This window comes from Candidatus Flexicrinis affinis (assembly GCA_016716525.1).
Taxonomy (GTDB): Bacteria; Chloroflexota; Anaerolineae; order Aggregatilineales; family Phototrophicaceae; genus Flexicrinis; species Flexicrinis affinis.
On sequence record JADJWE010000006.1, the window covers coordinates 411,736 to 438,721 of the forward strand.

Annotated in this window: 21 protein-coding genes and 1 pseudogene; 8 read left to right on the forward strand and 14 right to left on the reverse strand. The window is 63.4% G+C overall.

What is annotated here, in order from left to right; genetic code table 11:
* From IPM16_17010 to IPM16_17020, 3 genes are all read right to left on the reverse strand, one after another.
* On the reverse strand, positions 1-1,083 hold the full coding sequence (locus tag IPM16_17010) for an amidohydrolase (protein ID MBK9124801.1): 1,083 nt from the start codon (positions 1,081-1,083) through the stop codon (positions 1-3).
* A 93-nt stretch (positions 1,084-1,176) separates the two neighbouring features.
* Complete coding sequence (locus IPM16_17015) at positions 1,177-2,244, reverse strand: AlkZ family DNA glycosylase (protein MBK9124802.1); 1,068 nt, start codon at positions 2,242-2,244, stop codon at positions 1,177-1,179.
* 14 nt (positions 2,245-2,258) lie between these two features.
* Positions 2,259-3,470, reverse strand: a complete 1,212-nt coding sequence (locus IPM16_17020; GenBank protein ID MBK9124803.1) for an aminotransferase class V-fold PLP-dependent enzyme — start codon at positions 3,468-3,470, stop codon at positions 2,259-2,261.
* Between the two features lie 168 nt (positions 3,471-3,638).
* On the opposite strand from IPM16_17020, the gene IPM16_17025 reads away from it, so the two are divergent.
* Both IPM16_17025 and IPM16_17030 read left to right on the forward strand, forming a co-directional pair.
* Positions 3,639-3,962 carry a rhodanese-like domain-containing protein gene (locus tag IPM16_17025; GenBank protein ID MBK9124804.1) on the forward strand — a complete coding sequence of 108 codons (324 nt, stop codon included), beginning with the start codon at positions 3,639-3,641 and terminating at the stop codon, positions 3,960-3,962.
* Between the two features lie 383 nt (positions 3,963-4,345).
* The gene (locus tag IPM16_17030) at positions 4,346-5,458 is read left to right on the forward strand and encodes a hypothetical protein (protein ID MBK9124805.1); all 1,113 of its coding nucleotides are present in this window, start codon (positions 4,346-4,348) and stop codon (positions 5,456-5,458) included.
* Here the strand turns inward: IPM16_17030 and IPM16_17035 are convergent.
* Positions 5,434-7,068, reverse strand: a complete 1,635-nt coding sequence (locus tag IPM16_17035) for a hypothetical protein (protein MBK9124806.1) — start codon at positions 7,066-7,068, stop codon at positions 5,434-5,436. The two genes, IPM16_17030 and IPM16_17035, sit on opposite strands and share 25 nt — an antisense overlap.
* A 289-nt stretch (positions 7,069-7,357) precedes the next feature.
* Between IPM16_17035 and IPM16_17040 the strand changes: the two genes are divergently transcribed.
* Positions 7,358-8,506, forward strand: coding sequence for a hypothetical protein (locus IPM16_17040; GenBank protein MBK9124807.1), 1,149 nt, complete (start codon positions 7,358-7,360; stop codon positions 8,504-8,506).
* On the opposite strand, the gene IPM16_17045 is transcribed toward IPM16_17040, so the two are convergent.
* Entirely contained in the window at positions 8,503-10,140 is a 1,638-nt protein-coding gene (locus IPM16_17045; GenBank protein ID MBK9124808.1) for a hypothetical protein, read from the reverse strand. The genes IPM16_17040 and IPM16_17045 overlap by 4 nt on opposite strands.
* 99 nt (positions 10,141-10,239) lie before the next feature.
* The gene (locus tag IPM16_17050) at positions 10,240-11,670 is read right to left on the reverse strand and encodes a hypothetical protein (protein ID MBK9124809.1); all 1,431 of its coding nucleotides are present in this window, start codon (positions 11,668-11,670) and stop codon (positions 10,240-10,242) included.
* A 159-nt stretch (positions 11,671-11,829) separates the two neighbouring features.
* On the opposite strand from IPM16_17050, the gene IPM16_17055 reads away from it, so the two are divergent.
* Entirely contained in the window at positions 11,830-12,927 is a 1,098-nt protein-coding gene (locus IPM16_17055) for a hypothetical protein (protein ID MBK9124810.1), read from the forward strand.
* Positions 12,928-13,118: 191 nt separating this feature from the next.
* On the opposite strand, the gene IPM16_17060 is transcribed toward IPM16_17055, so the two are convergent.
* From IPM16_17060 to IPM16_17070, 3 genes are read right to left on the reverse strand one after another with little or no spacing between them, the layout of a single operon-like run.
* Positions 13,119-14,027, reverse strand: a complete 909-nt coding sequence (locus IPM16_17060; protein MBK9124811.1) for a PD40 domain-containing protein — start codon at positions 14,025-14,027, stop codon at positions 13,119-13,121.
* Positions 14,024-14,791: a biotin--[acetyl-CoA-carboxylase] ligase gene (locus tag IPM16_17065; GenBank protein ID MBK9124812.1), complete on the reverse strand. Its 768-nt coding sequence runs from the start codon at positions 14,789-14,791 to the stop codon at positions 14,024-14,026. Before IPM16_17065 ends, IPM16_17060 begins: the two co-directional genes overlap by 4 nt.
* Positions 14,788-17,283 carry a transglutaminase domain-containing protein gene (locus IPM16_17070; GenBank protein ID MBK9124813.1) on the reverse strand — a complete coding sequence of 832 codons (2,496 nt, stop codon included), beginning with the start codon at positions 17,281-17,283 and terminating at the stop codon, positions 14,788-14,790. Before IPM16_17070 ends, IPM16_17065 begins: the two co-directional genes overlap by 4 nt.
* 223 nt (positions 17,284-17,506) lie before the next feature.
* Between IPM16_17070 and IPM16_17075 the strand changes: the two genes are divergently transcribed.
* Positions 17,507-20,749, forward strand: coding sequence for a hypothetical protein (locus IPM16_17075; protein MBK9124814.1), 3,243 nt, complete (start codon positions 17,507-17,509; stop codon positions 20,747-20,749).
* Positions 20,750-20,773: 24 nt separating this feature from the next.
* Positions 20,774-21,247, forward strand: coding sequence for a YbjN domain-containing protein (locus IPM16_17080; GenBank protein MBK9124815.1), 474 nt, complete (start codon positions 20,774-20,776; stop codon positions 21,245-21,247).
* Positions 21,248-21,316: 69 nt separating this feature from the next.
* On the opposite strand, the gene IPM16_17085 is transcribed toward IPM16_17080, so the two are convergent.
* The 4 genes from IPM16_17085 to IPM16_17100 all read right to left on the reverse strand — a co-directional run bounded on the left by IPM16_17085 (position 21,317) and on the right by IPM16_17100 (position 24,774).
* Complete coding sequence (locus IPM16_17085; GenBank protein MBK9124816.1) at positions 21,317-22,249, reverse strand: methyltransferase domain-containing protein; 933 nt, start codon at positions 22,247-22,249, stop codon at positions 21,317-21,319.
* A gap of 44 nt (positions 22,250-22,293) precedes the next feature.
* The gene (gene lipA, locus IPM16_17090) at positions 22,294-23,274 is read right to left on the reverse strand and encodes a lipoyl synthase (protein ID MBK9124817.1); all 981 of its coding nucleotides are present in this window, start codon (positions 23,272-23,274) and stop codon (positions 22,294-22,296) included.
* 381 nt (positions 23,275-23,655) lie between these two features.
* Complete coding sequence (locus tag IPM16_17095) at positions 23,656-24,003, reverse strand: ferredoxin family protein (protein MBK9124818.1); 348 nt, start codon at positions 24,001-24,003, stop codon at positions 23,656-23,658.
* 177 nt (positions 24,004-24,180) lie between these two features.
* Positions 24,181-24,774 (reverse strand): ComEA family DNA-binding protein, encoded by a 594-nt coding sequence (locus tag IPM16_17100; GenBank protein ID MBK9124819.1) that lies wholly within the window; start codon positions 24,772-24,774, stop codon positions 24,181-24,183.
* A 239-nt stretch (positions 24,775-25,013) separates the two neighbouring features.
* Between IPM16_17100 and IPM16_17105 the strand changes: the two genes are divergently transcribed.
* Together IPM16_17105 and IPM16_17110 are read left to right on the forward strand one after the other, a co-directional pair.
* A complete protein-coding gene (locus IPM16_17105) occupies positions 25,014-25,577 on the forward strand; it encodes a flavodoxin domain-containing protein (GenBank protein MBK9124820.1) in 564 nt (187 codons plus the stop codon).
* An 18-nt stretch (positions 25,578-25,595) separates the two neighbouring features.
* Entirely contained in the window at positions 25,596-26,561 is a 966-nt protein-coding gene (locus IPM16_17110; protein MBK9124821.1) for a hypothetical protein, read from the forward strand.
* 173 nt (positions 26,562-26,734) lie between these two features.
* Here the strand turns inward: IPM16_17110 and IPM16_17115 are convergent.
* A pseudogene (locus tag IPM16_17115) lies at positions 26,735-26,806 on the reverse strand (energy transducer TonB).
* Positions 26,807-26,986: the final 180 nt, after the last annotated feature.

A 26,986-nucleotide genomic window follows, 5' to 3' on the forward strand; every position in this document is an offset into this window, starting at 1 on the left:
CTAGGATTCGATGACACGCTCGACCTCGGGCAGACGATACAGACGTTGTGCGTTGCGCCCCATCACCGCCGGGCGCATCGGCTTGGGGAAGAAGCGGGCGGTGAAGTCAGGCGGGTCTCCGTCCCAATGCGGGTAGTCGCTGGAGAACATCAGCATCTTCTCGGCGTCGAACATCTCCATTATCGCGGCGAAGTGCTTGGGATCGGCCGGTTCCTCGATAGGTTGTGTCGTCAGCAGCACGTGTTCCTGAATGATCTCGCTGGGCAGGCGGTCGAGCCACGGAGTCGTGCTGCGCAGCGCCTTCCAGTTCTTGTCCAGCCGCCACAAGATGCTCGGAAGCCAACACACGCCGCCTTCGATCAACACGAACTTGAGCGTCGGGAACTTGACAAACACGCCTTCGGTCACGAGGCTGACCAACTGCCCGACATAATTGGCCGCCAGCGCCGTGTGCCACTCGAGGTAGCTGCTCGGGTAGCCGGCGACGGTCGGCGCGCCGGACATGCCCACCCCTTCCGCGCCGGGGTGGATCGCCACCGGCAGACCGTGTTCGGCGGCGGCGGCGTAGATGCGGTGGAAGAAACGGTTGCCGAGCGGCAGCGGGGTCGCGCTAGGCATCAGGATTTGCACGACGCCGGGATGCTCGCCGACGCGGTGAATCTCCTTCACGGCCAAATCCGGGTCGGCCAGCGCGATCAGCGCCGACAGGCGGAAGCGCGGGTCGGCCGGCAGCCAGTCTTCGAGATACACGCTGTTGACCGCCGACACAACCGCCGCCGAGAAATCCGGTTCGGGCGACAGCGAAATCTGCATCGACGCGGTGTTGAGGATGCCGTAGTCGATGCCATACGGGTCGAAGAAGTGGCGGCTGAGCGCCTCGGGCAGCGTCTCGATCCGCGTGCCATCTTCCAGCACGGCGTCCGAACGCATGACGCCGTTGGGGTTCCAATAGCCCTGCCCGCCGGGGCCGACGCTGCCGCTGAGGAAGCGGGTTCGCCACGGCTCGGGAAGAAACTCGCCGATCCGCTGCGACGATGGCACAGGATGAATGTCGGTGTCGACAAGCAGCGGATAGCGTTCCATCGTGACCCCCGGGAATACTGCGTCAGCGCGCCGTGATTATAGATACTGTCCGCTGAATCCGGTCAAATCCATCGAGTCCGCACACCGCCTGAATCACGTCTCGAACGCGACCTCGAGGCCGTGGAACGCGGCATAGCGCCGGGCGGCGGACTCAAATGCGCCATCCCGAACAACCACGTCCGCGAAGACGGCGCGGCCGATCACGGCGAGGTCTCTCCTGAGCGTGCGCCGCCACGTCCCCACGATCTGCCCGCCGACGACGACCATCGGGTAGAACACGCCGTTGGCGCCGGGGCAGATCGCCGACGCATTGGCGCGGTCGATTACCGCGTCGCGGTTCTGATAGCCGAGCAGATATTCGTCGTACCCGGCCAACAGCGCGAGGTGGCCCGCGTCGACCGCCTGATCGTCGGCCCCTTCCGCTACCCAGTAGACCGTGCCGTCAATCTCGCGCGGGGTCACGTCGGGGCGCGCGGCCTCGAAGCCCGCCCGCGCATCGGTGACCGTGATCCCCGCCCACCACGCCAGATCGTGCGCCGTCGCCGGCCCGTGGCTGATCGCGTACCGTCGCGCCAGTTCGGCCAGTGACTCGTCGCGCGGGCGTGACGGCGCGCCGTGTGTCCAGTCGTCCAACAAGACGTAGGTCTGCTGCTTGCCGTCGTTGGGACCGAGACACAGCACCGCACGCAGCGCCAACTGCGATAGGATGTGATATCCACGCTGGCCGGCCGTGCTGACGCCGCCTTCGTCGAACGCGAGCAGCAGGTCGCCGCGCTGCATCCGCTGGCGCCCGGCGAGACGCCTCTCGGCGATATCGCGGCAGCGGTGGATGTCGTCCTCGGTCAATTCAAGCTGTCGCAGACGGGCTGCGCTGCTCGACATGCTCCGGTCGGCGGCCAACTCGACGCGCCAGCGCGCCTCCTCCGCGGCGACGAAATGGATCGTGCCGCGCATCGGCCACGTGCGCAGGATGTCGCCCGCTTCAATCGCCGCTTCGACGGCGGCCAGCGTCGGGTTTGCCATGCGCGAACCGATCGCCCACACCGCCTGATGGTAGTCCTGCGCCTGCATCGCACCCATCCAGCGCACGACCTCGCCCGGTGTCTCGAAGGCAGGCGTGACCAGCCGCTGGCTGTGCATCCGGGCATGTGCGATGTTCACGGCCGTCCTCCCAGCTACGTCACGAACTCGCGGCCTTGCGCGAACTTCTGCCAGCTCCCGTCGGCAAGGATCTCACCGATGATGTCGATCGTCGCAACCACCTCGTCGTCGGTGTTGTAGAAGTGCGGCGCGATGCGTATCCCCGCGTTGGCGCGGAAGTCCACCACGAACTTGCGCGCCAGCATCTCGCGGCTGACCTCGTAGGCGTGCGGCGGATTGACCGTCACCGTCCCGGCGCGGTCAGCGTCTGTGCGCGGCGTGCGCGTCTCGTAGCCGGCGGCGTCGGCAAGGTCGAAGAGCAGTTGAGTCTGCCGCAGCGACTTGGCGCGGATCGCCTCGACGCCGACTTGCGTGATTACGTCCACGCCCGGCTGAATCGCGTACAGCGCGGCGATCCCGGGCGTGCCGTTGGCGAGGCGGTAGAAGTCGTCACGCAGTTCGAAGTGGTCGATATCGAACGCGAACGGATTCTTATGCGCGAACCATCCGGTGATCTTCGGTTGCAGCGTGGTTAGCAGATCGGGCCGCACATACAAGAACACGCCGCCCGGCCCGCCGCACATCCACTTGAGCGTACCACCGATGTAGTAGTCGACGTGCATCGCCGTGACGTCGACGGGGATGATCCCGACGCTGTGATAGCCGTTGAGCAGCACCTGCGCGCCGACCGCGTGCGCCTTGGCCACGATCGCTGCCGCCGGCATGATGTACGCGCTGCGGAACAGCACGTGCGACAGGCTGACGAGCCGCGTCTCCTCGTCGATGGCCTCGAGCAGCTCGTCAATCGGCAGCGTGGCGCCGTCGCGGGTGCGGATCACTTGCAGGCTGATGTGCGGCGGCAGCATGCGCTGTGTCGAGTACACGTCGCTGGGGAAATCCATGTCCGACACGACGACCTTGTTGCGCCGCGTGTCCGACCAGTCGAGCGCGCTCATCAGGATGCCATTGGCGATGCTGGCGTTCTCGTGGACGAGCACGCTGCCCGCCGGCGCACCCATCAGCGGCGCGATCTTGTCCCCCACCGCGCCCTTGACCTCCCACCACGTCGGATTGCCGCCGAACGGCTTGCCCCACGCGCTCACGCCCAGCGTCGCCCATGTATCGGCGAACTCGTGCAGCTTGTCGTAGACGGCGCGCGGCATCGCACCGAGGCTGTTGCTGATCATATAGGTACACGTGTCGAGGATCGGAAACTCGGCGCGCCAGTTCAAGAGCGGGTCGTTCATCGCGGGGATCCTTCGCGGGCTTGGGCAGGATGCGGTTATGTCCCAAGCCTAGCGCAGCGCACGGCCAGCGGCAACTGCCGCGGTTGTCAGGGAGTGTTATGTCGGGGATAATATCAGAACCAAGACCGAGGGAAGCCCATGTTTGATCCGACCGATCCCTACACGCCGATGGACGTGAACGAGTACCGCGCCCTGCGCGAAGCCGGCACGCCGCACGTGCTGGTGGACGTGCGCGAGGTGTACGAATACGAAGAGGCGCGCATCCCCGGCTCTGTGCTCATGCCGCTGGACGAGATCATGCACCGTGCCGACGAACTGGCCGCGCATCAGACGATCGTGCTGGTGTGCCGCAGCGGAGGGCGCAGCGCGATGGCGGCGTTCGGCCTGCGCGACGCCGGCCTGACCGAACACACGCTGTACAACCTCGAAGGCGGCGTGATGGCGTGGGTACAGGACGGCCACCCCTACGACTCCGGCCCCCACGGGCAGTGATGAGTGGCGAGTGTTGAGGGATGAATAGGGGCGACTCGGTGGCTCGTCCCGCTGCGTCCAGTTCGGCCCTCCTCTAAGCGCCCAGCAGCGAGCTTCGTAGGGCCACGGCATGCCGTGGCCGCCCGTAATACAGCGCGAGTCGAACCTCACCCCGCGTCGCTGGCGCTCCGCCGCCCCTCTCCCAAAGGCGAGGGGCTGTCGTGTCCCGCGCGTGGTTTTCTCCCCTCTCCCTCGGGAGAGGGGCCGGGGGTGAGGTTCTTTGGCGCCCGTCACCCGTAGCCTATCCATCGGCCCGGCGTTGATTCGGCGGCGGACGCGCGCTGCTGCGCCCTGTCACGCCCCACGGTACAGTGAAGGCATCCGGTTGCTTGGAGCCGCGCGCCATGCCCGCCGTTCGATTCCCGATCCGCCCGTGGCTGTATCTTGCCGCTGCCGCCGTTCTGCTGGCTGTGCCGCTGGCGCGGTATACCGATGACGGAAACGTGCTGGCCCTCTTGTGGTCGGGAATGTTGACGTTAACGCTTATCACTTACACAGAGATAACCACCTCAGTACGTCATGCCACGCGAATCCTATCTGCAGTCTACGGCCAACGTGACTTGCTGGTGCTGGCAGGATTCTCGATTGCTGGCGTACGCGGGGCAATCTGGTGCGATCTTTGGCACCGCGGTGGATGGGCATCGCTTTGTGCGCTGTGGGTAAGTCGTCTCGCTTTGGGACTAGCTCTGGCGCAGTATCTGCATCTTTACTTAGCGTACGTGCCGGATATTCCGCTTGCACAGCCCGTAAACCAAGCATTGACGCACCTCAACTTCATTAGCCACAACGGCCCTTACGAGACGCCTGTTCTCCGAAATCCATTGTGGTGGCAAGGGGTGGTCGCCGGATTAGGATTGGCATTAGTAATCCTTGCCGAAACCCATCTAATGATGGTGCTTGGAATGACCGTTTATATTCGGAACCGTCGGACGTGGCGCTGGGTGGGAGTGTTAGTGAGTGCGACCCGTGTTGGAATCGCAGGATTCGCTCTTATTGGTCTCATCGCGTTTGCATGGCTAGAAGATCAGTTGGTACTGCCGCGACCTGTTCGCTGCACGACAATAGACGGCGGCAGCAACATTGAACTTGCTTGGCACCTTAGCGACGAAGACCGTGCACTTTGCCGCTGGAAGCTGCCGATCTATGTCGCTGCGCAGGCCTCCACAGCCGCACAACTGGGCATGCTGACGTTACTCGACGGAGGTTCCTTAGCGGCAGCTGACATCATGCGAGTCACCCGAGCACGGCCGTTGACTGACACTTGGTTTGCCTTTGGGAGCCAATACGCCAGTACGAGCTCGTACTTCCCCCAATGGCATCGACCATTTAGTGGTGTCATGGTACCGATTCTGCGGCCATTTGCAGGTGTATTGTTCGCGTCGATGCTGACGTTAGCGGCTTCCGAAGCGTTGCTCGAATGGCTGCGCCGTCGCTACAGGTTACCGTCTTCAAGGTAACGGCTGTAGAACAGAGTTGGCAACCATTCGAGGCTAGCGATATCACTATCAATAGACGTACCCAGATCAAGCTCACGCATGACTCCGGTTACACCATCACGGAGCAGCAGCGTCCGACCATCCGGTTTCACAACTGCCAGGTTGTGCGTATCTCGACTGAAGTCAAACGCATAGCCAGCGGTTACCTCGGGAAAGGACAATCGTTCCCGAGACGCCTCAACTACCGCGCACGTCTCCCGCGAAGTCCCATTGCACATGAGAGCTACGAAGTGCCACCGTGCTATCCACTTTGCATCGACGATGAAAGCGCTACCGAAAATATCGGCAGGAAATGCAACCTCCGCACGCGGCGCGAGCTGCACCAGACGCGGCGACTCGTAGGCGAGTAGAATCTGATCACCGGGGCTGAACTCGCCATCCGGAAGGATCTCTCCGCTCACAAGGTCGATGTGCTGCCGGCGACCATGCCTAGTGACCGAAAGATAGCGTCCTGTCTGCGAATAGCTATGAACAGCGGTAACCCCTTCGTACGGCGACAACTGTGGTTCCGCGTTGGGCGTGAGCGCGTCCCATAGCCATAGTCCAACCTCATCGACAAAAGCCAGTATTCTTCCATCCGGAGACCACGTGCCCAAATCGGGTTTGCCAGCATCGGCCGCGTCAAGTGCAGTCACGGCTGTATTCAATATGCCGGCCGGCTGCGAAAGTGAAAGACTCTGCCCCCAAGTCGTGTTAAAGACAGTAGAGATCACCGAGACCTTCCACCCAGAAGGCGACAGTTCCCATTCTGCAAGTACATTGCCTGAAGGTGGAAAAACCACGGCCACATTTCGAGTACTGCTTGATGCAGAGTCGGCAACGCCGATGTGAGCCGATTCGAGACCCGTATGCGACCACGCCGTGCATGGGGCGCTCCAGCATGCTTCGTTATGCCGGCCCAACCGATATAGTTCATCTTTTGACAATTCAACAGGCAGCGCGCCATCAATCGGCATCAGGTAGTGTCGCCCACTTTCCGCGGTAATGAGCAGCGGTGCTCGAAACGGCAAGTTAGTTTCAATGGATGCCTGCTGGCCGGTGCCGGGCACAGATAGGATTAGGTTGGTCAGCTGGGCTCGCGTGACGTTATGCGTCTCCATTTCAAGACTCTCTGGAGCGCGGAAGAGCGTCAGTTCCACCCGTGACTCAAGCGTTGGAAAACGTGCAAATGAACCCAAGAAGCTAATTGTAGGTTTGTAGCTGCCGTCCTGCATGTGCCTAAGCAACATAATGACTTGGTCGCCAACCGCTAGAGAGGCTCCCATATAGAAGCAGCCACCGCCGAACCTTCGATCCCGGTTTGCGATGATGCCTGTTGCAGGCCACAGCGACACCAAGATTTCACTTGGGCCGGTATCGCCGTGGAGGTAAGTCTCCACGTGTAGATATAAGTTTTGTCCGGCATCATCCGTGACGGTAACACGACCATCAACAATAACGTCGGCAGCTTGAACCATAGAAACGAGTTCATAGCGCGGCCCGCCCCCGCTGCATGCGGCGGCAGGAGACGTCCACGCCAGCGCCAGCATCATGACCGTTACCGCCGAGAACACCGTCCATCCGCGCCGCATGTCCGCCTCCGTGTCGCCACTCCGCGATCTACGGGCAGTCTAACGCGAGGAGGTGCTACGCATCCCGAACGCCGCGGTGACGGATATTCGACGCGCCCGCTACGGCTGTGCGACGGTCAGCGACGACTCCGGCATGCCGTGGCCGCAACGCCCCCTGATTCACACGCACGTTGTCGTGTCGTAGCCTATCCATCGGCCCGGCGTTGATTCGGCGGCGGACGCGCGCTGCTGCGCCGTGTCGTGTCCCCGCGCTACAGTCGCGGCATCCGGTTGCTTGGAGCCGCGCGCCATGCCCGCCGTTCGATTCCCGATCCGCCCGTGGCTGTATCTTGCCGCCGCCGGTCTGCTGGCTGTACCGCTGGCGCAGTACACCGACACGCCCGAGCAGCTTGCGGTTGTCGCGTTCGGGACGCTGCTCGTCACGCTTGCCGCACACGTCGAGGTACTGGGTGCGGTAAGGCGCAGTAGACTCCCGCAAATGCGCGGCCAGCCCGATCTGCTGCGCCTGTCCATGTTCCGTATCGGCCGCGCCGAGCGCGACGTATGGCGCGGCCTATGGCACAGCGGGCGCTGGACGGTCGTCGCCGCGCTGATCTTTGCTCGCTTCGCGCTGGCATTGGCGCTCGCCCACTACCTGTACCTGTTCTTCTTATACGTCCACAATGTACCGGTGATCGGCGACGGCCTCAACGCTCTGCTGCGAACGGTCAATTATTACGGCCAAAACGTTTACACTTATCCGCCATACCCACCGTCGGTTGTGTTTCTGGATGCCGCGGTATGGCAGAAGGCTCTGGCGGTTGCGCTAATCGCCGCCCTAACACTGGCCGAGGCCCGGTTCGTAATGATGCTCGGTCTGCTGCTTTGCACCGGCCCGCGCTGGCTTCAGCGCCACCTTGCCGGGGCCGCCGGGTTGATTCGGATCGCCATCGCCGGGGTCGGGGTGGTCGTCGCGCTGCAGCTCGCATTCGCCCCGTGGCTGCCTTACCAATGGATTACTGCCCCGAGTATGATCTGCCTCGACAAACAGTCCGTTGCGGAAGAAATCTTCAGGCAAAGTTACTCGTGGTATTCGCAGCCATGCCGCGGAATCGCGCTTGAACGGGTCGTCATGGCTGGCGCAGAGGCCGTAATGCTGCTTGGCCTCACCCCGCTGGATGGCGCGATTCTGACCGCCACGAATGTCATGCGACCGCAGGTCGGTCGGGACGCTGCCGACGAGCGCGACGTGCTGCGAATGCACCATGAATTCGTCTATACGTCGTCTGCTCAACCGGGGCGATCTGCGCGACCCTATGCGGTCACCGGGTTCAGCAACAGCCCGGTCTGGCTTACCGTTCGCATGACATTGGTCGTTTTCTCCAGTCTCGCCGCGTTGTTGATGGCAGTCATCGTCCTGCGGCAGGTGGTCCGGCGCAGGTTGTATCGGACGCGCTAGCGCCGGACCGGCATCGCGCCTTCGTATTCGGCATAGTACATCACTGCCGGCATCCACTCGACCGCAACGATGTCACCGTCGAGATGATGTCGAAAATTGAACCACGCGTGTTTGCCTGACGGTCCATCGCGCACCGACAGCGACTGATCATGCCCGACCACGGCCAGACTCCCCGTATCTGCGCTGACGTCGAACGCATAGCCTTCGTATGGGACTGGCCGGTAGGCTGAACTATGCCGTTCAAGCGGAGTCGGCTCGGTCCAGTCCACAACCGCGCACGTCTCCCGTTCGCCTTCAATGCACATGAGCGCGGCGACGTGCCGATCATCGATCCAGACGGCCTCATGAACGACAGCGCGCCCATTGGTGATGACGTTGTCCTCCCCCTGCAGCACATACGAGACGGTCATCGGCCTGTGATACGGCAGAAACCGCCGGTCATCCGGGTTGAATGCCCCGTCAGCGAGCCGCTGCTCCGTGACGAGGTCAAGCCAAAATCGCTCGCCGTTTCGTTCAAGGCGCAGAAACCGGCCCGTGCGCGAGAACTGCAGAACCTCGTCGGCTTCAACTTCAAGGCGCGTCGTGGCGTCGGAGTCCGTATACACGTCCCACAACCACACGCCGACATCGTCGACATACGCAAGAACCCGTCCGTCGGGCGACCATGCGCCAAGATTGAAGCGACCCGCCACGTCGTCGATCCGTACCTCGATGGACCAGCGGTTCGGAAGCGCTTCAGGATTCGGGGTAAACGGATATTGGGGGCGCACCTCGATTCGGGTTATGCCATTTTCGTTCAACCAGCGGGCAGATGCTTCATTCCCGGGCGAAAGCAAAGAGTACTGCGCTGGAATGTCCGACCTCATCACGTTGATATGCGGGATATCGTCGACACGGACCAGATTCCCCTGTGCTGCTGCCGTGAACCAACATCCATCACATGTTGCATAACGAAACGCGCTCAACCATTGGGATCGATTTACGATCCGCTGCGGCCGTGCCGAGTCGACCGGCAGGATGTACACCGAACCTTGATCGGTCGCGATAAGCAGGGCGTTGAGCCGGGGTTGAGAGACGTCGTACGGATCGCCCAGTCCCATGCCCTCGGCAGATAGGAACAGGTCGATCAACTCCTCGCGCCCGAGCGAAAGGTTCTGGACCGGACCATCGGGCGTCAGCGACGCATTGAGGGTAATCCGGGAGTCCCGGTTTGGGAACGCGCCGAATGTGAAATACTGGTGCGTTATGACGATATACGTTCCATCGAACCCGTGGCGCAGCAGCAGTACGACGTCGCTGCCGACCGTGAAAGGAACCGGCTCCGGTCCACAGGAGTAGCTCGACCGGTAATCCCGGTTATATACGATGCCTTCCGGCGTATTTTGCACGGCCAGCAGCATGGCAGGAGGCGCGACTCTATTGAGGCCGCGTCTGACCTTGATGACGGCGTTCAACGCCGAGTCGTCAACCTCGAGGACTTTGCCATGAACGATCAGATCGATGTCGTCACGCGCGAGATCCGTACTCAGAACGAATCGCGTCGGACCCCCGCTGCACGCCGCCGCCGGTGACGTCCACGCCAGCGCCAGCATCACGACCGTTACCGCCGAGAGCACCGTCCATCCGCGCCGCATGTCCGCCTCCGCATCGCCAAAACGCGATCTACGGGCAGTCTAACGCGAATAGGAGCTACGCATCCCGAACGCGCCGGTGACGGATATTCGACGCACCTGCTACGGCTGTGCGACGGTCAGCGACGACTCCGGCCTGCCGGCCTGCCACGCCAGCGCGCGCCCGCCCACGGTGAGCGTCACGTCCCCCGGCGGCAGCAGCACGATCAGCGGGGGGCCGCCGACGGCACATCCGTCGCGCTCGTCGCAGGTCGCCCCGGGCAGCGCATGCTCACCGTCCGGCGCGGCCACGCGCAAATCCCCTTCGAGGTCCATCACGTACGCCTTGCCGTCCGGTCCGTCGACCGTCACCGAAGCGGCCGAGGCCGTGCGCGCCCACGCGATCAGCACCTGCCCGCCGCCACGTTCGAGCCGCACCGCGTAGACCTCCGGCGTGGTCGCCCATGCCGTGCGCTCGATTCCTTGCAGCACGTCGATCAACGCGCGGTAGGTGTGGTACGCCGGCCGCGGCGGATGATCGTCGCGCCCCGGCGTCAGCAGGCCGAACGTCTCGATCCCAGCCTCGGCGTTCTGATCCCACAGCTTGTACACCGACATGCGCTGCACCCCGCTTGCCAGCGCCAGCGATGTCGCCTGCACGAGGAACGCCTGCTGCTGCTGGAGGTTCACCTGAAACTGCGGGCGCGTCACCAGCCACGCCGGATCGAGGTTGGGCGACGTGTTGTACTCGTTGATCCAGATCGGCTTGTCGCTGAGGCCGTAGCGGTCGAGCAGCTCCTGCATCTTGCCGACCACGAACGGGATGCTCTCGCTGCGGAAGTAGATGTGCAGGCTAAGCGCGTCGAAGTAGTAGCCGTTGGCGGCCGCGTCCGGGTCGGCCATGATGCGCTCGAACAGCCGATCGAGGTACAGCCGCCGGCCGAAGTTCACATCGTGCCAATAGGTCGTGCCGGCCAGATGCACGCGCGCCGCCGGATTGCCCTGCCGCGCCGCCAGATACGCCGTCTTGAGGATGTTGAAGTAGTCCTCGACCTCGCCGTCGAACTCGAAGCCGTAGGTTTCGCGGTCGATGTCAGGCTCGTTGAGGATGACGAAGCGGTGCACGCCGCGCGGAGCGTAGTATTCTGCGGCCTTGCGCATGAACGCCGCCCATACGTTGCCGGGGTCGTCCGGCGGCAAGTCGAGGCCGCGCGGCACACCGATCCCCGGCTGACCGTCGGTGGCCCACGCCGGCACGTGCTTGATCACCGCCACGACCTCGCGGTTGCAGTCGGACGCGGCGCGCAGCCAGCGGTCATCCACGTTCAGCGTGTACCAGTCGTCCGGGCCATTCGGCTGGTGCTGCCCCCAGTCGAAGATGATCCGCTCCCACCCTACGCCGAGGTCGCATGCGACATCCGGGAACCACATCGCTTCGACAATGCCGAACGGGTTCTGTCCGTCGGCCGGGGTGGCGGGCGGAAGGTTGCCTTGCGCGGCGGGTGTCAGGGCGATCAGGGTGAGCAGCAGGGCGGCAGCAATCGTGCGCGGCATACGTCCGTGGGATCTCCGGCTATCGACCGGCAGCAGTGTACCACGCGCCCGACACCAATTGAATCGTAGGCCAATCGTCAGCACCTCACCCCTAGTATGAGGCGTGGAGTGTTTTATGATACGGTCAAGGAAACGTTCCATGTAAGGAGTCTCGGGGACGTGATCAAGCGAATGCTTCTGGGGCTGATACTGGCCCTTGTGATCGGCACGGCGCACGCACAGGGCAGCGCCGTCGCATGGATTTATACCGCGAGCGACGGGGCAATCGTGCGGGTAAACACCGCCAACGGCGCGATCATCGACGCCTACCGCCTGCCGCTCAGCCCGGCTTTCAACGCCTACGGCCCGGCCGCCATTGTGTCCAGCGGCGGGCGCTTCGTCGCCTACACCGCCATCGACAACCTGACCGGCACCAACAACCGCCAGTTGGTCGTCTATGACACGCAGGTTGCGGCGATTCGCTTTACGTACGATTTGACCGGCGTCAGCGACGGCGCGCTCGACTTCGAACGCACCGGCCGCAGCGCGTCGTTTGACGAAGCCGCGCAAACCTTCGCCTTCGGCCTCGTGCGCGGCGGCGCGTGGGAGCTGGTGGTGGTCAACCTCGCCAGCGAGTCGATCGCGGGCGATGCGCCGCTGACCAACGATCAGGCCGGCATCGAGAACGGCCTGCCGGTCGTAGAGGTCGTGCGCGGGACCGCCGTGCGCTTCTTTATCCTGCCGCTCGGCACCAATTACGTGCGCGAGTACACGGCCTATCTGTGGGCGCCGGGCCAGAACGTCACCAACGTCGGCGCCTCCTCGGCATTCTCCGACGTGCTGCCGTCCAGCAGCGAAATTGCCGTACCCGTATACAACTCCGACCTGCCCACCGCCGGCGACCCGAACGGGCCGAATCTGGCCTACAACGGGGTGGACCTCGTGCGCAATGGCCGCGTCGGCATGCTGCACGACGGCCAACTCGACATCCGTCAGGTGTGGTGGATCGCCGGGGGCAGCCAGCTTCTCCTCGAAGGCTTCGACCCCGAGGCGGGCACCGACGTGTTCAAGGTATACGACCGCGGCGGCACGCTGATCGGCGAGATTTCCGGCGCGCTCCAAGACGTGCGCGCCACGCCGGACGGCTTCGCCGGGCTGTACCCATCCGGCGGCGGATCAGGCTTGGCCGTCGTCACGACCGCCGATGGTACGCTGGCGACCGCCTCAGTGTGGGGTACCGGCGACGCCACCGCGCGCCTCGTGTTCGTACAGCGCTAAAGCTGTTGGGGCACTGCCCCAAACCCTGCCCGGGCGCGATACATCGCGCCCCTACGACATCGCTGAGACACGCGAACGAGATGGTAGGCTTGCGGTAGGATAGGGGTGCCGCTGCCCACACATAGACACGGCAACGTGCACAGGTGATGCTTGCCGTACACCCTCATCACTCAGCACTTTCCACTTTCCAGTCAGGGCCGCCACGCGATCCCGGACACACGATCCGGGGCGAACAGCGCAATTCGGCTCTCGCGCCGGTCGACATCCAGCAGCAGGATCATCGCCTGACCCCGCTCGCTGGCGGCGATTGCGATCATCGTGCTGTCGGCCGACCACGTGTACGGCGCCGGGTTAATGAAGATCCGCGTCATTGCCTCCAGCGCTTGTCCAACGGGTCCCACCGACATCACGTAACCTTCCGGTGCCGGCATCCACACCGCCAGCAGCCTGCCATCGGGCGATAGGCGCGGATCATAGCCGGTGCGCGCCAGCGACACACTCACCCCGCCGTCGATGTGATCGACTGAAACAATGCGCACCGTCCCGTCCACCTGATAGTGCATCACGATGCGTTCGCCATCCGGCGACCACGTCGGCATCAGGTCGCTTCGGCGCGGATCTTCGATGAGCTTGCGACTCGCCAGCGCCGGATCGTCCAGATCGATCAGGAACACGCCGGTACCGCTTTCGACGTCCTGATTGGAGCGGAAAGCGATAGTCCGGCCATCCGGCGACCATGCCGGATCGTCGTCCCAAGCACGCGAACGCGTGAGCAGACGCAGGTTGTCGCCGTCGATATCCATGACGGCAATTTCGCCGTTGGGCAGGTTGGGATTGTAGGGGTTGCTGCGGACGGTCGTGAACGCGAGCCTGCTGCCGTCGGGCGACCACGCCGGCGCGTCATCGAGCGCGCGCCCGCCATCGCGCGTTAATGCTCGTGTGATTCCGCGCGACAAGTCGGTCAGCCACAGGTCGTAGCCGCTGCTAAACGCAATGACTTGGGAGTCGGACGTGAACAGTCGTCCGGCCGCGCTGGCGAGGGCCAGCACAACGCTTGAGCCGATGGCGACACAAACGATCGCCGCCAGCCGTCGAATCACGTCGCGCCTTCGACAGGCCATACCTTGACGTCGGCGGCCATGACGGTATGCAGGCGTCCGTCGATCGACCGTACCATCAGCGCGCCAAGCGGCGAGACATCCTCGGCGATCCCGTCGACCGGCGGACTGCTCTCCACCCGTACTCTCTGACCGATCGTCCACAGCTTGGAGCGCCACGTCTCGAAGAGCTGCGGCGTACCAAGCTGGCTCACCCGGTCGTCATATGCGGCGATGAGACGCGTGAAGAAGTCGGACGGATCAGGCTCGCGGCCCAGCACCGCGGCAATACTGACGGCCTGTGCGTTCAGTTCCGAAGTGGCGAAATCGCCGGCGAAGTTCACGCCGATGCCGAGAATCGCGCCGCGCAGGTTCGAGCCGTCCCATTCGGACTCGGCCAAGATGCCCGCCACTTTGCGCGTGCCGATCAGCACGTCATTGGGCCACTTGAGGCGCACGTCACTTACGCCGATTTTCCCCAGCGCGTCAGCGACGACAAGCCCGCCCAGCATGGCGACTTGGCTGAGCCAATGCACCTTGACGCGCATGACGACCGACATCGCCAGCGCACACCGGTCAGGCGCGACCCAGATCCGGCCCATGCGTCCGCGCCCTGCCGTCTGCTGATCGGCAATCACCATCGAGCCGCTCGAGGCGCCTTCCAGCAGCCACTCCCGCGCGACATCCATCGTGCTCGGCACGGACTCGAAGTACTTGTAGGGGCGTTCCCCTAATGTCGCTGCGACGATCGAAGCCGTAAAGGTCATGTGTCGTTTCGCTTCCAGAAGGCGAAGCGACGACGCCACCGCTGCAAAATCGTTCGGCGTGCATCGCCCCACGCGGTCTCTGCCTGATCGTTTTCCGTTTCGGACGGCTCACGTCCCGTCCGGCCATACCGTTCGGCGGTGTACATGCGCGTGATCGCAGTCACCGGTCGTTCAGCGGCAGGAAGCTGTCGCATGGTGTGGCGGCGGCGCTCGTCGGGGGTTTGTTCCGGCGCAAAGCGGATGCCGACCAGTCCCAGATAGCGTTCGAGGCGCGCATACACCCGGCTGATCGGGCTCAGCCCGCGCAAACCGCGCCATTCCCACCACCAGTATAACAACCACAGCAGGAAAATGAGGATAAGGACGATCATGACGATGATCAGCACGATACCAAGCGCCGGCAGCAGCAGGTCGAGCACACTGCGCGGTTCAGGCGCGACCGGCGGCGGAGTCGGCAGGATGAGCGCCGTCGGGGTCGGCGACGGCGTGGGCGTCGGGCTGGGGGACGGCGTGGCCGTCGGCGGCACAACGGTGTCTTCGGGCAGTGTCGTCCCCGCCACGGTCGGCGTCGGCGATTCAGTCGCCGGCGGCGGCGTGAAGGTTGCGGTGGCCGTCGGCGTCGGCGATGGTGTCGGGGTCGGCGTCGGAGAAGGCTCGCCCTCCGGGTTGCTCAGGCTGGTGTCGCTGAGGATATCGTCGCCTTCGCGCGTCAGCGGTTCCTGATTCGAGGTCGGCTCGAACTCGATCCAGCCGTAATTCGGGAAGTACGCCTCAACCCACGTGTGCGCGTCGCTCTCCTTGACGATGTACTGTCCGAGTTGGCTGTCGTATGCCCCTTGCGAGAACCCGGCGGCCATGCGCGCGGGTATGCCCTGACTGCGCAGCATGACGACCATCGCCGTCGCATAGTAGTTGCAGTAGCCCTGCTGAAGCTCGAACAGGAACCAGTCGACCGGGTCGATGCCGATCGGCGGCTCGGGGATGCTCTGGTTGTACTCGATGTTGGCCCGCAGCCAGCGCTCGATGGCTTTCGCCTTGTCGTAGTTGTTGGTCGCCCCGGCTTCGGCCACGATCTGTGCGGCGAGCTGGCGTGCGCGGTCGCTGATTACGTTCGGCGTCGTGCGCAAGTACTGCGGGTGCGTCGCGATCCATTCGGGATAATCGCTGCCGGCCGCGCGCAGTTGATCCGCCGTCGCGATGCTGACGAGGCTGGAAGCGGTGTACGTCGCCCCGCGCTGCAGCACGCTCATCGGCCGGATCGCCGATACGTTCATTTGCGGCGTTTCGCTGTCGTCGAGGTACGTCAGGTCTGTACGGGTCTCAAGATCGATCTGTGAAGGCTGTGGAGCGGCGTGCACGATACGCAGGCTGCGCGCGCCGACCGTGTACGTCATGGTGACCTGTACACGCGCCTGTCCGTAGTCGAACCGCGGTACGAACGGCGAGTACGGTGTCGTCAGGCGAATCTCCGCGCCGCTTTGCCATTGGCCGAGTTCATAGGTATCGAACACGCGCGAGCGCCAGTAGTAGCGTCGGTCGTTCGGGGCCTGAACCGCCAGAATCGTCTGCTCGCCAAGTTGAATCGCACCGCTGAGTTCGAGCTGGTCGCCGCCGTAGTAGTCGGCGCTGGTCGGGCCTTCCGAGCTGATCGGCGCGAACAGCCGGTTCCAAATCTCGCTGATCTCCGTCAACGGATCGGAGCGCAAGAACTCCTGAAAGTCCTCGAGCCGTTGGTCCAGCCCGCTCACCGGCAGAATCCATGCCAGCAGCACCATTAGCGCGGCCAACGTCGTCCCGACCGTCAAGAACTGCCGGCGCAGGCGGCGCGGCACGCGCACGCCGTTGTTGAACCACTCCCATTCGCGCTGTTCGAGCGCCGACCGCGCCAGCGCGATCAAGGCACAGAACAGGAAGATATACAGGTACGTATCGAGGCTGTTGTCGCCGGCGTAGAACACGGCGTTCAGCACAATCACCAGCCCCGGCGGCAGGATCGCGCGCCACGGCCGGTCGACGCGGAAGATGTGCCACGCCGTGTTGTAGGCAAGGAACCACATCAGCAGGCTGACCAGCAGGGTGAACACCAGCGCGTCCTGATTCACGCCGCCGGTGACGGCGTCGTTGAACCACTCTAGTCCGCGCTGGACGACCGCACTCGTGCCGCCGTCGACCGAAAACCCGGCCACGATCATCGTCATACCGCTGCCGATCAACGTCATGATCAGCAGCCCGACGAATTCGTTATAGCGGCTGCGCGCCATGACGAAACCGAACGCGATGCCCAATAGCCCAACCGCCGTGACGACGCCCTGCTCCAGCGACAATTCCGCCAGATACAGCGTCAGGATCGGCATCAGAATCAGCCCGCACGCGATAATCAGCATGAGCCAGTCGCTGGGGCCGAACAACTGGCGATACGCGTTAACCAGCGCGGCGGTTATCGGGTTGGGGCGGCGGGCCGGACGCCGGCGCGCGGATGCACTGCTGCTCATGAACGAATCCGGTTCAGCTGATACGCGTCATTGTAAAGCCGTCGCATACCGGCGGCAACCGACACCCGCGCTACGCTTGCCGTACTTTGGGCAAGCGAATCCTGTAGAGAGTTGTCGACAATTCGTGCGTTGTGGAGCGAGTCTGAGTTACACTTGAAATTGCGTGGTGAAACCTTGGGCGCCCCGCAGTCTATCCAGTCGCATTTATCGAAAGCTTCGATCTATGTCCGAGCCTCGCTCTCGTACCGCGACACGGTCCTCCAGTCGTCAGCGCAAACAGGCACAGGCGAGCACGCCTTCGCCCCAGCAGCCAACGCAAGTTACCGACGTCTTCGATCTTCAGCGCATGATCGGCAACCGTGCGACGATGAAACAGCTCGGTACCAGTGGTGGCCTGCTGCCCCCGCGCCCCAAGCCCACACACATCGTTCAGCCGGCGAGCGGGCAAGTCCTGCGCAAGACCATCCAGCGCAATCCCCTCCAAGGCGCGATCGGGCCGTACCTCAAGCAGTTGGCTCTTACCGCGCAGAAGATCGGCCCGGTGCTCGGTGAAAAACTCGAAGGCGCCAAAGAGCGCATGGGCGAGTTCGGATCGCAGGTTAAGGATACGGTCGTTGAGAAGGGCGGCCAGCTCAAGGACACCGTCGTTGAAAAGGGCGGCCAGCTAAAAGACAAGGCCATGTACGAGTACGACATGTACCAGGCCAAGAAGAAATACAAGAAGAAGTACGGCTCGGGCGACAAAGACGACGAAAAAGGCCTCAAGGCGAAGATCAAGAACTTCAAAAAGTACGCGTTCGGTTCCGACTTTACGTTTGAATACAGCGTCGTCGATAACCTCGAAGATATGCCTGCCGGCATGGGCGCGCTGCAGCTTCAGATCCACGAGATCGGGCGGATGAAGGACTCGCTCACGACAGCTTACCGCCAGTCGAAGGGCGAGGACCGCAAGAAATACTACGAGTCGCTGCAAGAAATCGAGCAGAAGCGGATGGAGCTTCAGCAGAAGCTGTCCGACCAGATGAGGGTCTACGGCGAGATTCAGCGTCAGGCTGTCGAGGACATGCAGAAGGAAATCCTCGCCAATTTGCCGGACGACGTGAAACAGGCGGCGCAGAGCGACGGGATGGACCCGACCTCGACCGATCCTCTCATCATGCAAGCGGTACTCGATCTGTTCGAGCTCATGCACCCGATCGACTTCCGCCGTGTCGAATTGACGGCGCGCCAGAAAGCCTACGCCAACGTCGACCCGTCGTTGATCCCCATGCGCAACACCGCCGAGGGCCAGCTCCTGAGCGACACCAACAAGGCGTTCACACAGGAATCCCTTGACGAAATGTGGATGGACCAGCAGAAGAAAGAGAAGAAGGAAGAGAAGCAAGAGAACATCTTCCAGAACAAGATCGAACTGGGACGCCGGGCACGGCGCGGCGAGAAGATCACCGACGAAATGAAGGAAGAGGCCAACGAGGGCAAGAAGCGCCTTCCCTCGACGCAGCCCACCCCGCCGCAGGTCAACACCGGCGGCGGATGGACGGTGCCAACTGTGCCGACCGGCACGCGCCAGCGCAGCGGTGGGATCAGCCTCGGGTCGCGCGGGCCACAGCCGCCTCAGCCGCAGAACACTGGCGGCGGTGGAGGTGGCGGTTGGCAGACCGGCACCCCGCAGACCAATCGCGGCGGCATGACGCTGGGCGGTAACCGCGGCGGCGGATGGACACGCGGTACCGTAACGCCGCAGACCGACCGCGGCGGCCTCACCATTGGCGGCAACCGGGGCAGCACCGAAAAGGAAAAAGGCCCGCAGGAAACCGACAAGATCACTAAAGATGTCGATGACGTGACCGACATCCTGAAAACCGTTTCCAAGGTCACGAAGATGGGCGGCAAACCGGTCTCGAAGCTGGTCACCACTATTAGCGGCGGCACACAGGACGACGAAGGTCTGGTCAAGGCGATCCCGTCCGTACCGGCGCTCGCAGCGGAGATCACCGATACCGTCGCTTCGGTCATGCTGATCACGGATGGCAACAGCGCGCAGAAGAAGCTGGGCCAGAAGAAGCTCAAGGACAACATCTTCAAAATCTTTAAGGGCGTGGCGAAAGTCACCCGCAGCACGCTCAAGGTTGTCGAGCAGTTCCAGTTGACAGAAGCCGAAGAGGCGCTTGGAACGACCACGGCGCTCACCGACCTCGGCGTGCCGATCGTCGGCATCATCACCAACACCGCTATGATGGTGAAGGCTGGCATCGACGCGGGCATTCAGGGCAAGCTCAGCTCGGGCTACAAGGATCTCGGCAAGGAAGCCAAGGGGAGCGGCGACGAGCAGCAGATCGCTATGACCGGCGCGCTCAAGCACGGCGAAGACCGCAGCGCGACGCTGATGAAGCGCGCGATCGGCGATGGCGTGGTGTCCGGCCTTGCGTTGATCGGCGACATCCTGATTATGACCGGCGTCGCGGCGTCAGCCGGCCTCCCGGTCAAGATGATCGTGGGCAGCATCCGCAAACTCAAGAAGGTCGGCGAGAAGCTGCACGACAGCTACAACACCGGCAAGGAGCTTGAATCGCGCTACAAGGCGCGGCTTGGCATGCGCGGGTCGGAGACGGAAGTCTTCGAGCGCAGCGGCAAATACGCCAGCACCGCCCTGCTCAAGCGCGCGCTGGACGGCGATCCGGTCTCGGTCAAGGCGGTCAAACAGCACGGCATCAACGAGAAGATGCTGCAAGACATCCGCGACGGCAAGGTGTTGTTCGTGCAGGCCCGCGACCTGATCATGCACGACTGGAAAGAGAAGGACAAGCCGAAGACCATCGGCATGACGATCAAGTCAGGGTTGGACAAGGTCTCCAAGGCGCTCGCCAAGCTCACCGAGGAGAAGGAAGCGCCGAAAGAGCAGTACTTCCCCGAGATTCAACACCTCGGCAGTCAGCCGTTCCCGCAGGATATGCCGCAGCAGCCGGAAGAGGACTGGGACAACCCGACCGACTACGAGGAGCCTGAAGTCAAGAAGGGCAAGCTCGAGACGATCAAGGACGAACTCAAGGGTGTCGGCAAGAAGGTCGGCGGCGGCATCAAGAAGATCCCCGGCGCCATCAAGGGCGCACCGGGCAAGATCGGCAGCGCCATTGGCAAACAGTACAACTACAACATGAAGCTGGCGGTCCTCAAGTACAAGTTCGTCAAGGTCGTCAAGGATGCCGTGCAGTACGGCGGCGAGACGCGCAAGGGCAACTGGGTGATCAACCGTATCCTGAGCAAGGATTCGGATGTCGACACGCAATTCGAGCGCGCCAAGCAGATCATCGGCACCAACGAGATCTTCAGCGACAACCCGGGGCTGCAAGTCGAGCTCGCGACCAAGCTCATGGAGATCATGACGCTTGAAATGGAGCTCAAGCAGAAGTACGGCATCTACGACAAGCCGGAAGAGGACAAGGACAAAGAGCCGTGGATGTACTAGGCCACGGACCGAAAGGAAATTCACGTGAGAAGTATCTTTGAGACGGCGACGCAGTTTCTGGTCGACGACGGTTGGCCGGTCAAGCGTATCGAGGAGTCGAACAGCCTTCACATGCTGTTCAAGGGCGAGAACGGCGTATGGACGTGCATCGCCCACGCACTAGAAGAACGGCGCTCGGTCATCTTCTATTCCGTGTGCCCAATCGAGATCCCGGTGGAACGCTACGGCGAGATCATGGAGTTCATCACACGCGCCAATTACGGCATGCTGAACGGCGCATTCGAGCTTGACCTCTCGGACGGCGACCTGCGCTACCGCACTGCGCTTACGGTGCCGGATGGCGACCCGACGTCCCAGTCGCTAAAGTTCATCGTCTACGACAACGTCACGACGATGGATCTGTACCTGCCGGGGCTTTATGCCGTCGCCGCCGGCGAAGAGGACGCGCTGCACGCTATCGACATGGTCGAGAGTCACTTGGCCGACACGGACGAGTAGCGGCTTTCCGTCATTGGAACATAAACGGCCCGCGGTGTGCGGGCCGTTTTGAATCGGATTGCGGGTCGCCTATGTCTCGTTCAGCGGCACCTTGAAGTCGAAGATGCCGTCGCGGATCGCCCAGCGAAGGCCGGATTTCGGGCTGTACAGCACGTCGCCTTCGCGGGTGAGCGGGCCGCCGCTTTCCGGGCACACAAACAAGCTGATTGGGTCGGCTGATACATCGATTGACTGCGCCGTGGGGCCGCCGCTCGGCAGTTTGCTCGACCGCACGAAGATGCTCGGCGTGAGCAGCAGGCCGGTGTATTGCAGCAGATTGTCCAGTGCGACCAGCGCGCCAGTCGGGATGACACGCTTAAGCGCGCCGAGACGGAACCACGAAATCGGGACTCGGCGGTCGATAGCGAACCCGTGCTGCTCGAGCGCGTCCACCATGTACTGCGGGTGGAACACGAAGTTGAGCTCGACGAATTCGTACGGCTCGCGCGTGTACGGGCTCCACGACTGGCGCTTGAGCGCGTAGCGCGTCATGGCCTTGAAGTTCTGTTTGTTGGCGTGTTCGAGCATGAATACGCCGCCATCGGTCGTCACCCGGGCGACTTGCTGCAAAGCGAGCTGCACGTTCGCCATGTGATGAATCGTGCGGATCATGCTCACGCCGTCGAACTGCGCCGGCTTGAACGGCAGGGCGTAGGCGTCCGCCGCGACATAGATGAACTTGCTGTCGGCGCCGAGTTGATCGCGGGCATATTCGAGCTGCGAAAACGAGTAGTCCAGCAGGACGACCTGATCGTAGGCTTTCAGGTACTCCCTTGTCAGGCGACCAAATCCCGCGCCAATCTCCAACAAGCGTTTGCCACGCTCTGGCATCAACCGCCTCAGCACGGTCCGTTCGACCCGATCCTCGTAGTTCCGCCCCTGATTCTCCCAGAACTCGGTGCGGTAGTTCGATCCTTCGTAGTCACAGATCGACGGACGGTCGGGCCTCGGTTCTTTCATCATGTGAGCGGGTCTCCAAATACCCCGGGCTACCGAGTCGGACGGGACTACTGCGCGGCGGGTTCTGCGACCGCGGCGTCGCTGCGCATGTGAATGAAGTTGAGCTTGGACAGTTCGCGCACCTGCTGATCGGCGCGGTAGCTGCTGCGCACCAGCGGGCCGCTCTCGACCCACTTGAAGCCCAATTCGCGGCCGATCTCCGAGAACTTGGCGAACTGGTTCAGGTCGTAGAACGCTTCGACGGGAAGGTGCTGCTTGCTCGGCTGAAGGTATTGGCCGATCGTCAGGATGTCGACGCCGGCGGACGCCAGATCGCGCATAACCTCGACAACCTCGTCGAACGTCTCGCCCAGCCCCACCATAATCCCACTCTTGGTCAGCACCAACGGGTCCATCTTCTTGGCGTTGCGCAGGGTCGTCAGCGCCCATTCGTAGTTGTCCTGCGGCTGAACCTTCTTGAACAGCCGCGGCACGGTCTCGACATTGTGATTGAGGATTTCAGGCTGGGCGTCCATAACGATCTTGAGCGCCGCCTCGCTGCCCTTGAAGTCGGGAATCAACACTTCGATCGAACACCCGGGCTGCACCTGCCGGATGCGCTTGATAACCACGGCGAAAATCGGCGCGCCGCCGTCGGCGCGTTCGTCACGGTTCACGCTGGTGATGACCACATGGCGCAAGTTCATCGATCGCACAGCCTCGGCCACGCGGTTCGGCTCGGCCCAATCGAGCGGGCTGGGCCGGCCCGTCTTGATGTCGCAGAACCCGCACGAACGGGTACACGTGTCGCCCATCATCAGAAACGTGGCCGTGCCGCGCCCCCAACACTCGGCGATGTTCGGACACTGTGCTTCTTCGCACACAGTGTGCAAAGACTTCGAGCGCATCAGCCCCTGCACCTTCTCGAACTCGTCGCCGCCGGGCGCGCGCACCTTGATCCACGGCGGACGGCGGCGGGGATGCTGCGGGTCGGGCTTCCAACCGTCGCCGTCAGGCTGGGCAGCGACCGGAATTTGCTCCAGATTGATCACGTCAGACACGACTTGCACACTCCAGATTGCTTACGATGAGTATATAGCGTTCACGGGCCGCAGACTAGCCGCACCGGCACAGGCGTCCGGCCACCGTTTGACCTGCGCACGCTGATGAGCATTGGGGCGCTGCCCCAGACCCCGCCAGAAGGCTTTCGCCCTCTGGACTCCCTATCACGCGGATTGACCTCGCGTGCGAGATCAATCCGCAGAGAAGGGGTCAAGGGGTGCAAACCCCTTATGAGGTGTGGAGGCAAAGCCACCACACGCTTCGTGGTCACTAATCTTGACGCCGGCACGCCGGCTGAAGTTACTGGAGACGAAAACAGGGGGCGCGCTGGCCCCCTGCTATCACACGGATTGGATCGATGCGGTGGTTTACCCCAACGCGTCGTAGCCCGGACCCTTCTCGAAGAAGTCGTAGTTGGGCTGGATGTCGGCGGTCAGGTCGACGACGTCGCCCTCGTTATGTGTGATCTTCTCGCCGGCCATAGTCACGCGTTCCTGATTGGCGGCCATGGTGTAGGCGCTCGGCACTTCTTCTTCGATGAAGATTGCTTCGAACGGGCATTCAGGCACGCACGCACCGCAGTCGATGCAGGTGTCCGGGTCGATGAAGTACCACGGCCACTCGCTTTCCGGCTGGCCGGGCACGATGCACTCGACCGGGCAGACTTCCGTGCAGGCCCCGTCACGAAGACACAAGCTGGTGATGATATGGGTCATGTCAAACCGTCCTAAACCCGAAATTGACGAACGTTCTTCGAATCATACGTGCATGCCCCGCATGAATTCTGGAACTTTTGTTGGATTTGAAAGCCGAGTTTCACGTCAGTTACGCAAATTCTCATCCGCGCGGAAAAGATTCTTTACCGCGGTTAAATTTCGCGCACTGCCGCTGTATCACTCGGCGCGGATCAGCGGCCGAATCTGTTCGAGCAGCGCCGGCCCAATTCCGCTGACGTTCGCCAGCGCCTCGACCGACTGAAATGTCCCGTATTCGCCGCGGTACGTCACGATGCGCTGGGCCAGCACGGGGCCGATACCCGGCAGCGTGTCGAGTTCCGCGGCAGTCGCCGTGTTGATGTTGAGAATGTCACCACCGACCGGGGTTGCAAGCGCACCGCCCGCGGCGGAGACAACCGGCACATGCACCTGTGCGCCGTCACGCAGCAGGTCGGCGAGATTGACGCGGGTCAAGTCGGCCGTGGCGAGCACGCCGCCGGCCGCATCGATCGCGGTTTGCACCCGACTTCCGGGCGGGACGGTGTAGCTGCGATTGGGGTTCACGACCGCGCCGGTGACATACACGGTCATCGGCGACGGCGTGCGGGTCGGCTCGGGCGTGCGGGTCGGGCGCGCCTCGCTGACCTCGACACGCTGATGACGGGGTCGGCCGAGGATCAGAACGATGGCGATGCCGATCACCGTGATCGCAAGAATGACAACCATTGCGATTCCGCTGCGGTCCCGGTTCGAGACTTGCGCGCGTCCCATTACCACTCCTTGCATGCTTCACGACCACTTGACGTGAGCATACCGCGAATGGCCAGCTCGCTGGTAGGGCCACCGAGGTCGCCCGCCCGAGTCGTGACAATCGTGCCGATATTCTACGCGGTTTGGTACTAGAACGGCTGTCGCACCCGGCGTTACGCTCAGGCTAGGGTGTATGCGACCAGGCTCCGCCCATCCTCGTGCCATCAAGCAACGCTGTCGCGTGTTTGGAGTACCATATTATGATCCCCAGTATCCTTGTCACCTACACTACCCGGACCGGCGCGACCCCCGGCGTAGCCGAGGCTGTCGGTGAATCTCTTCGCCGGCGTGGGTATGCAGTCGACGTGCGCCCGATGATGGACATCGACGACGTTAGCGGCTACGACGCCGTGGTCGCGGGCAGCGCAATTCAAGGCGCGAAGTGGCTGCCGGAGGCCATGGCGTTCATTGAGACACACCGCGATGTGCTGCGCCGCAAGCCGTTCGTGGCCTTCTGCGTGTGCATGACGATGGCGATGCGCAAATACCTCAACGATGGCGTGCGTGCCAAAGTGCGCGAGTTCCTGACCCCCGTCCGCGCGATCGTCCCGACGGTCAGCGAGGGATATTTCGCCGGTGCGCTCGACCTGTCGAAGATGCCGAACTTCTGGACCCGCTTCGGCTTCCGCCTGAGTGTCTGGTTCGGCGTGTGGAGCGAGGGCGATCATCGCAACTGGGAGGCCATCGCCACGTGGGCGGACGCGCTTCCCGACAAGCTCGGGCTGCCGATTCCGGACACTCGCGAGGAGGTCCACGCGGGGTAATCGCACACAGGAGGTGCCATGACACACCCTGATTGGCTCGAATGGCTGCGCGGGGCCGCAACCCCGACGATCCGCTATCTCGCCTGCCGCGACCTGCTCGGCCTGCCCGAGGCTGACCGCGAGCTGCGCGCCGACCGTGACGCAATCGAGCGCGAGGGGCCGGTGCCGGCGCTGTACGCCAAGCAATCGCCCGCCGGTCCGTGGGCGGTGGACAAGAACTACTATCAGCCGAAGTACTTCAGCACGCATTGGACTATGACGCTGCTGGCCGAGCTGCACGCCGATCCGGCCGACCCGCGGTTCCAGCACGGTGCGGTTCACATGCTGGGGGCGACGGAGGGGGACATCCGACAGCGGCAGGCGCAGGGAGCGCACGGATTCTCGTGCCTATTCGGCAACATCCTGCGCTATGTGCTGCAGGCCGGCCTTGCCGACGACCCGCGCGCACAGGCGATGATCGACTATGCCGTGCGCGATCTCAGCGGGGGGCCGTGCGTGTGCGCGTGGAACAGCGAACATCGGTGCGGATGGGGCGCCGTGCGCACGCTGTACGGGCTTGCCGCCTTGCCCGCCGAACGGCGCAGCCCGGCACTGATCGCCGCGGTCGACCGCACGCTTGACTTCCTGCTCGATTCGTTCCACCTCGAACTTGCCGACTACCCCGTGCCGGAAGGCGGCAGCGTCCACCCGCTGTGGTTCAAGCTCAATTTCCCGTTGTTCTATCAGACCGACATTCTGTTCACCCTGCGCGTGCTGTCGGAGTGGGATGCCCTCGATCATCCCGGCGCTTCCAACGCGCTCGACTGGCTCGAAGCGCAGCGGCTGGAAAACGGGCATTGGCGCGGCGTCAGTCCGTACCGGCAGCGTACTTGGCGCGTGTTCGGCGGGAATGAGGAAACGATGCGCTGGGCCACGCTGCACGCCGCGACCGTATTGAAGCACGCGGGACGCTTGCAGACCGCCGGAACCCCGCTGCTGATGTAATCGCAACAAACACAAAAAAAGAAAGGAACCCAGGAAAAAAAAAACAGCCGGTTGGGCGGTTGAACCGCTGTTGCAGGGCAGCGCCGGGGGGCTGACCATTGAGGCGGTCTCCGCCCCCGCGGGGGGGGGGGGGGGGGGGGGGGGGGGGGGGGGGGGGGGGGGGGGGGGGGGGGGGGGGGGGGGGGGGGGGGGGGGGGGGGGGGGGGGTGTGGGGGGGGGGGGGGCGGGGGGCGGGGGGGGGGGGGCCGCCCGCCTCCCGCTGGTGGGCGTCTCTTTCGGGGCGGGGGGGGGGGGGGGGGGACCGGGGGGTTTTTTCGGGGGGGGGGGGGGTGGGGGGGCGGACGGGGGGAGGGGGGGGGGGGGGGGGGGGGCCCGCCGCGGCCCGGGCGGGCGCGGCTCGCCATGTTTGGCCCCCTGAGGGGGGT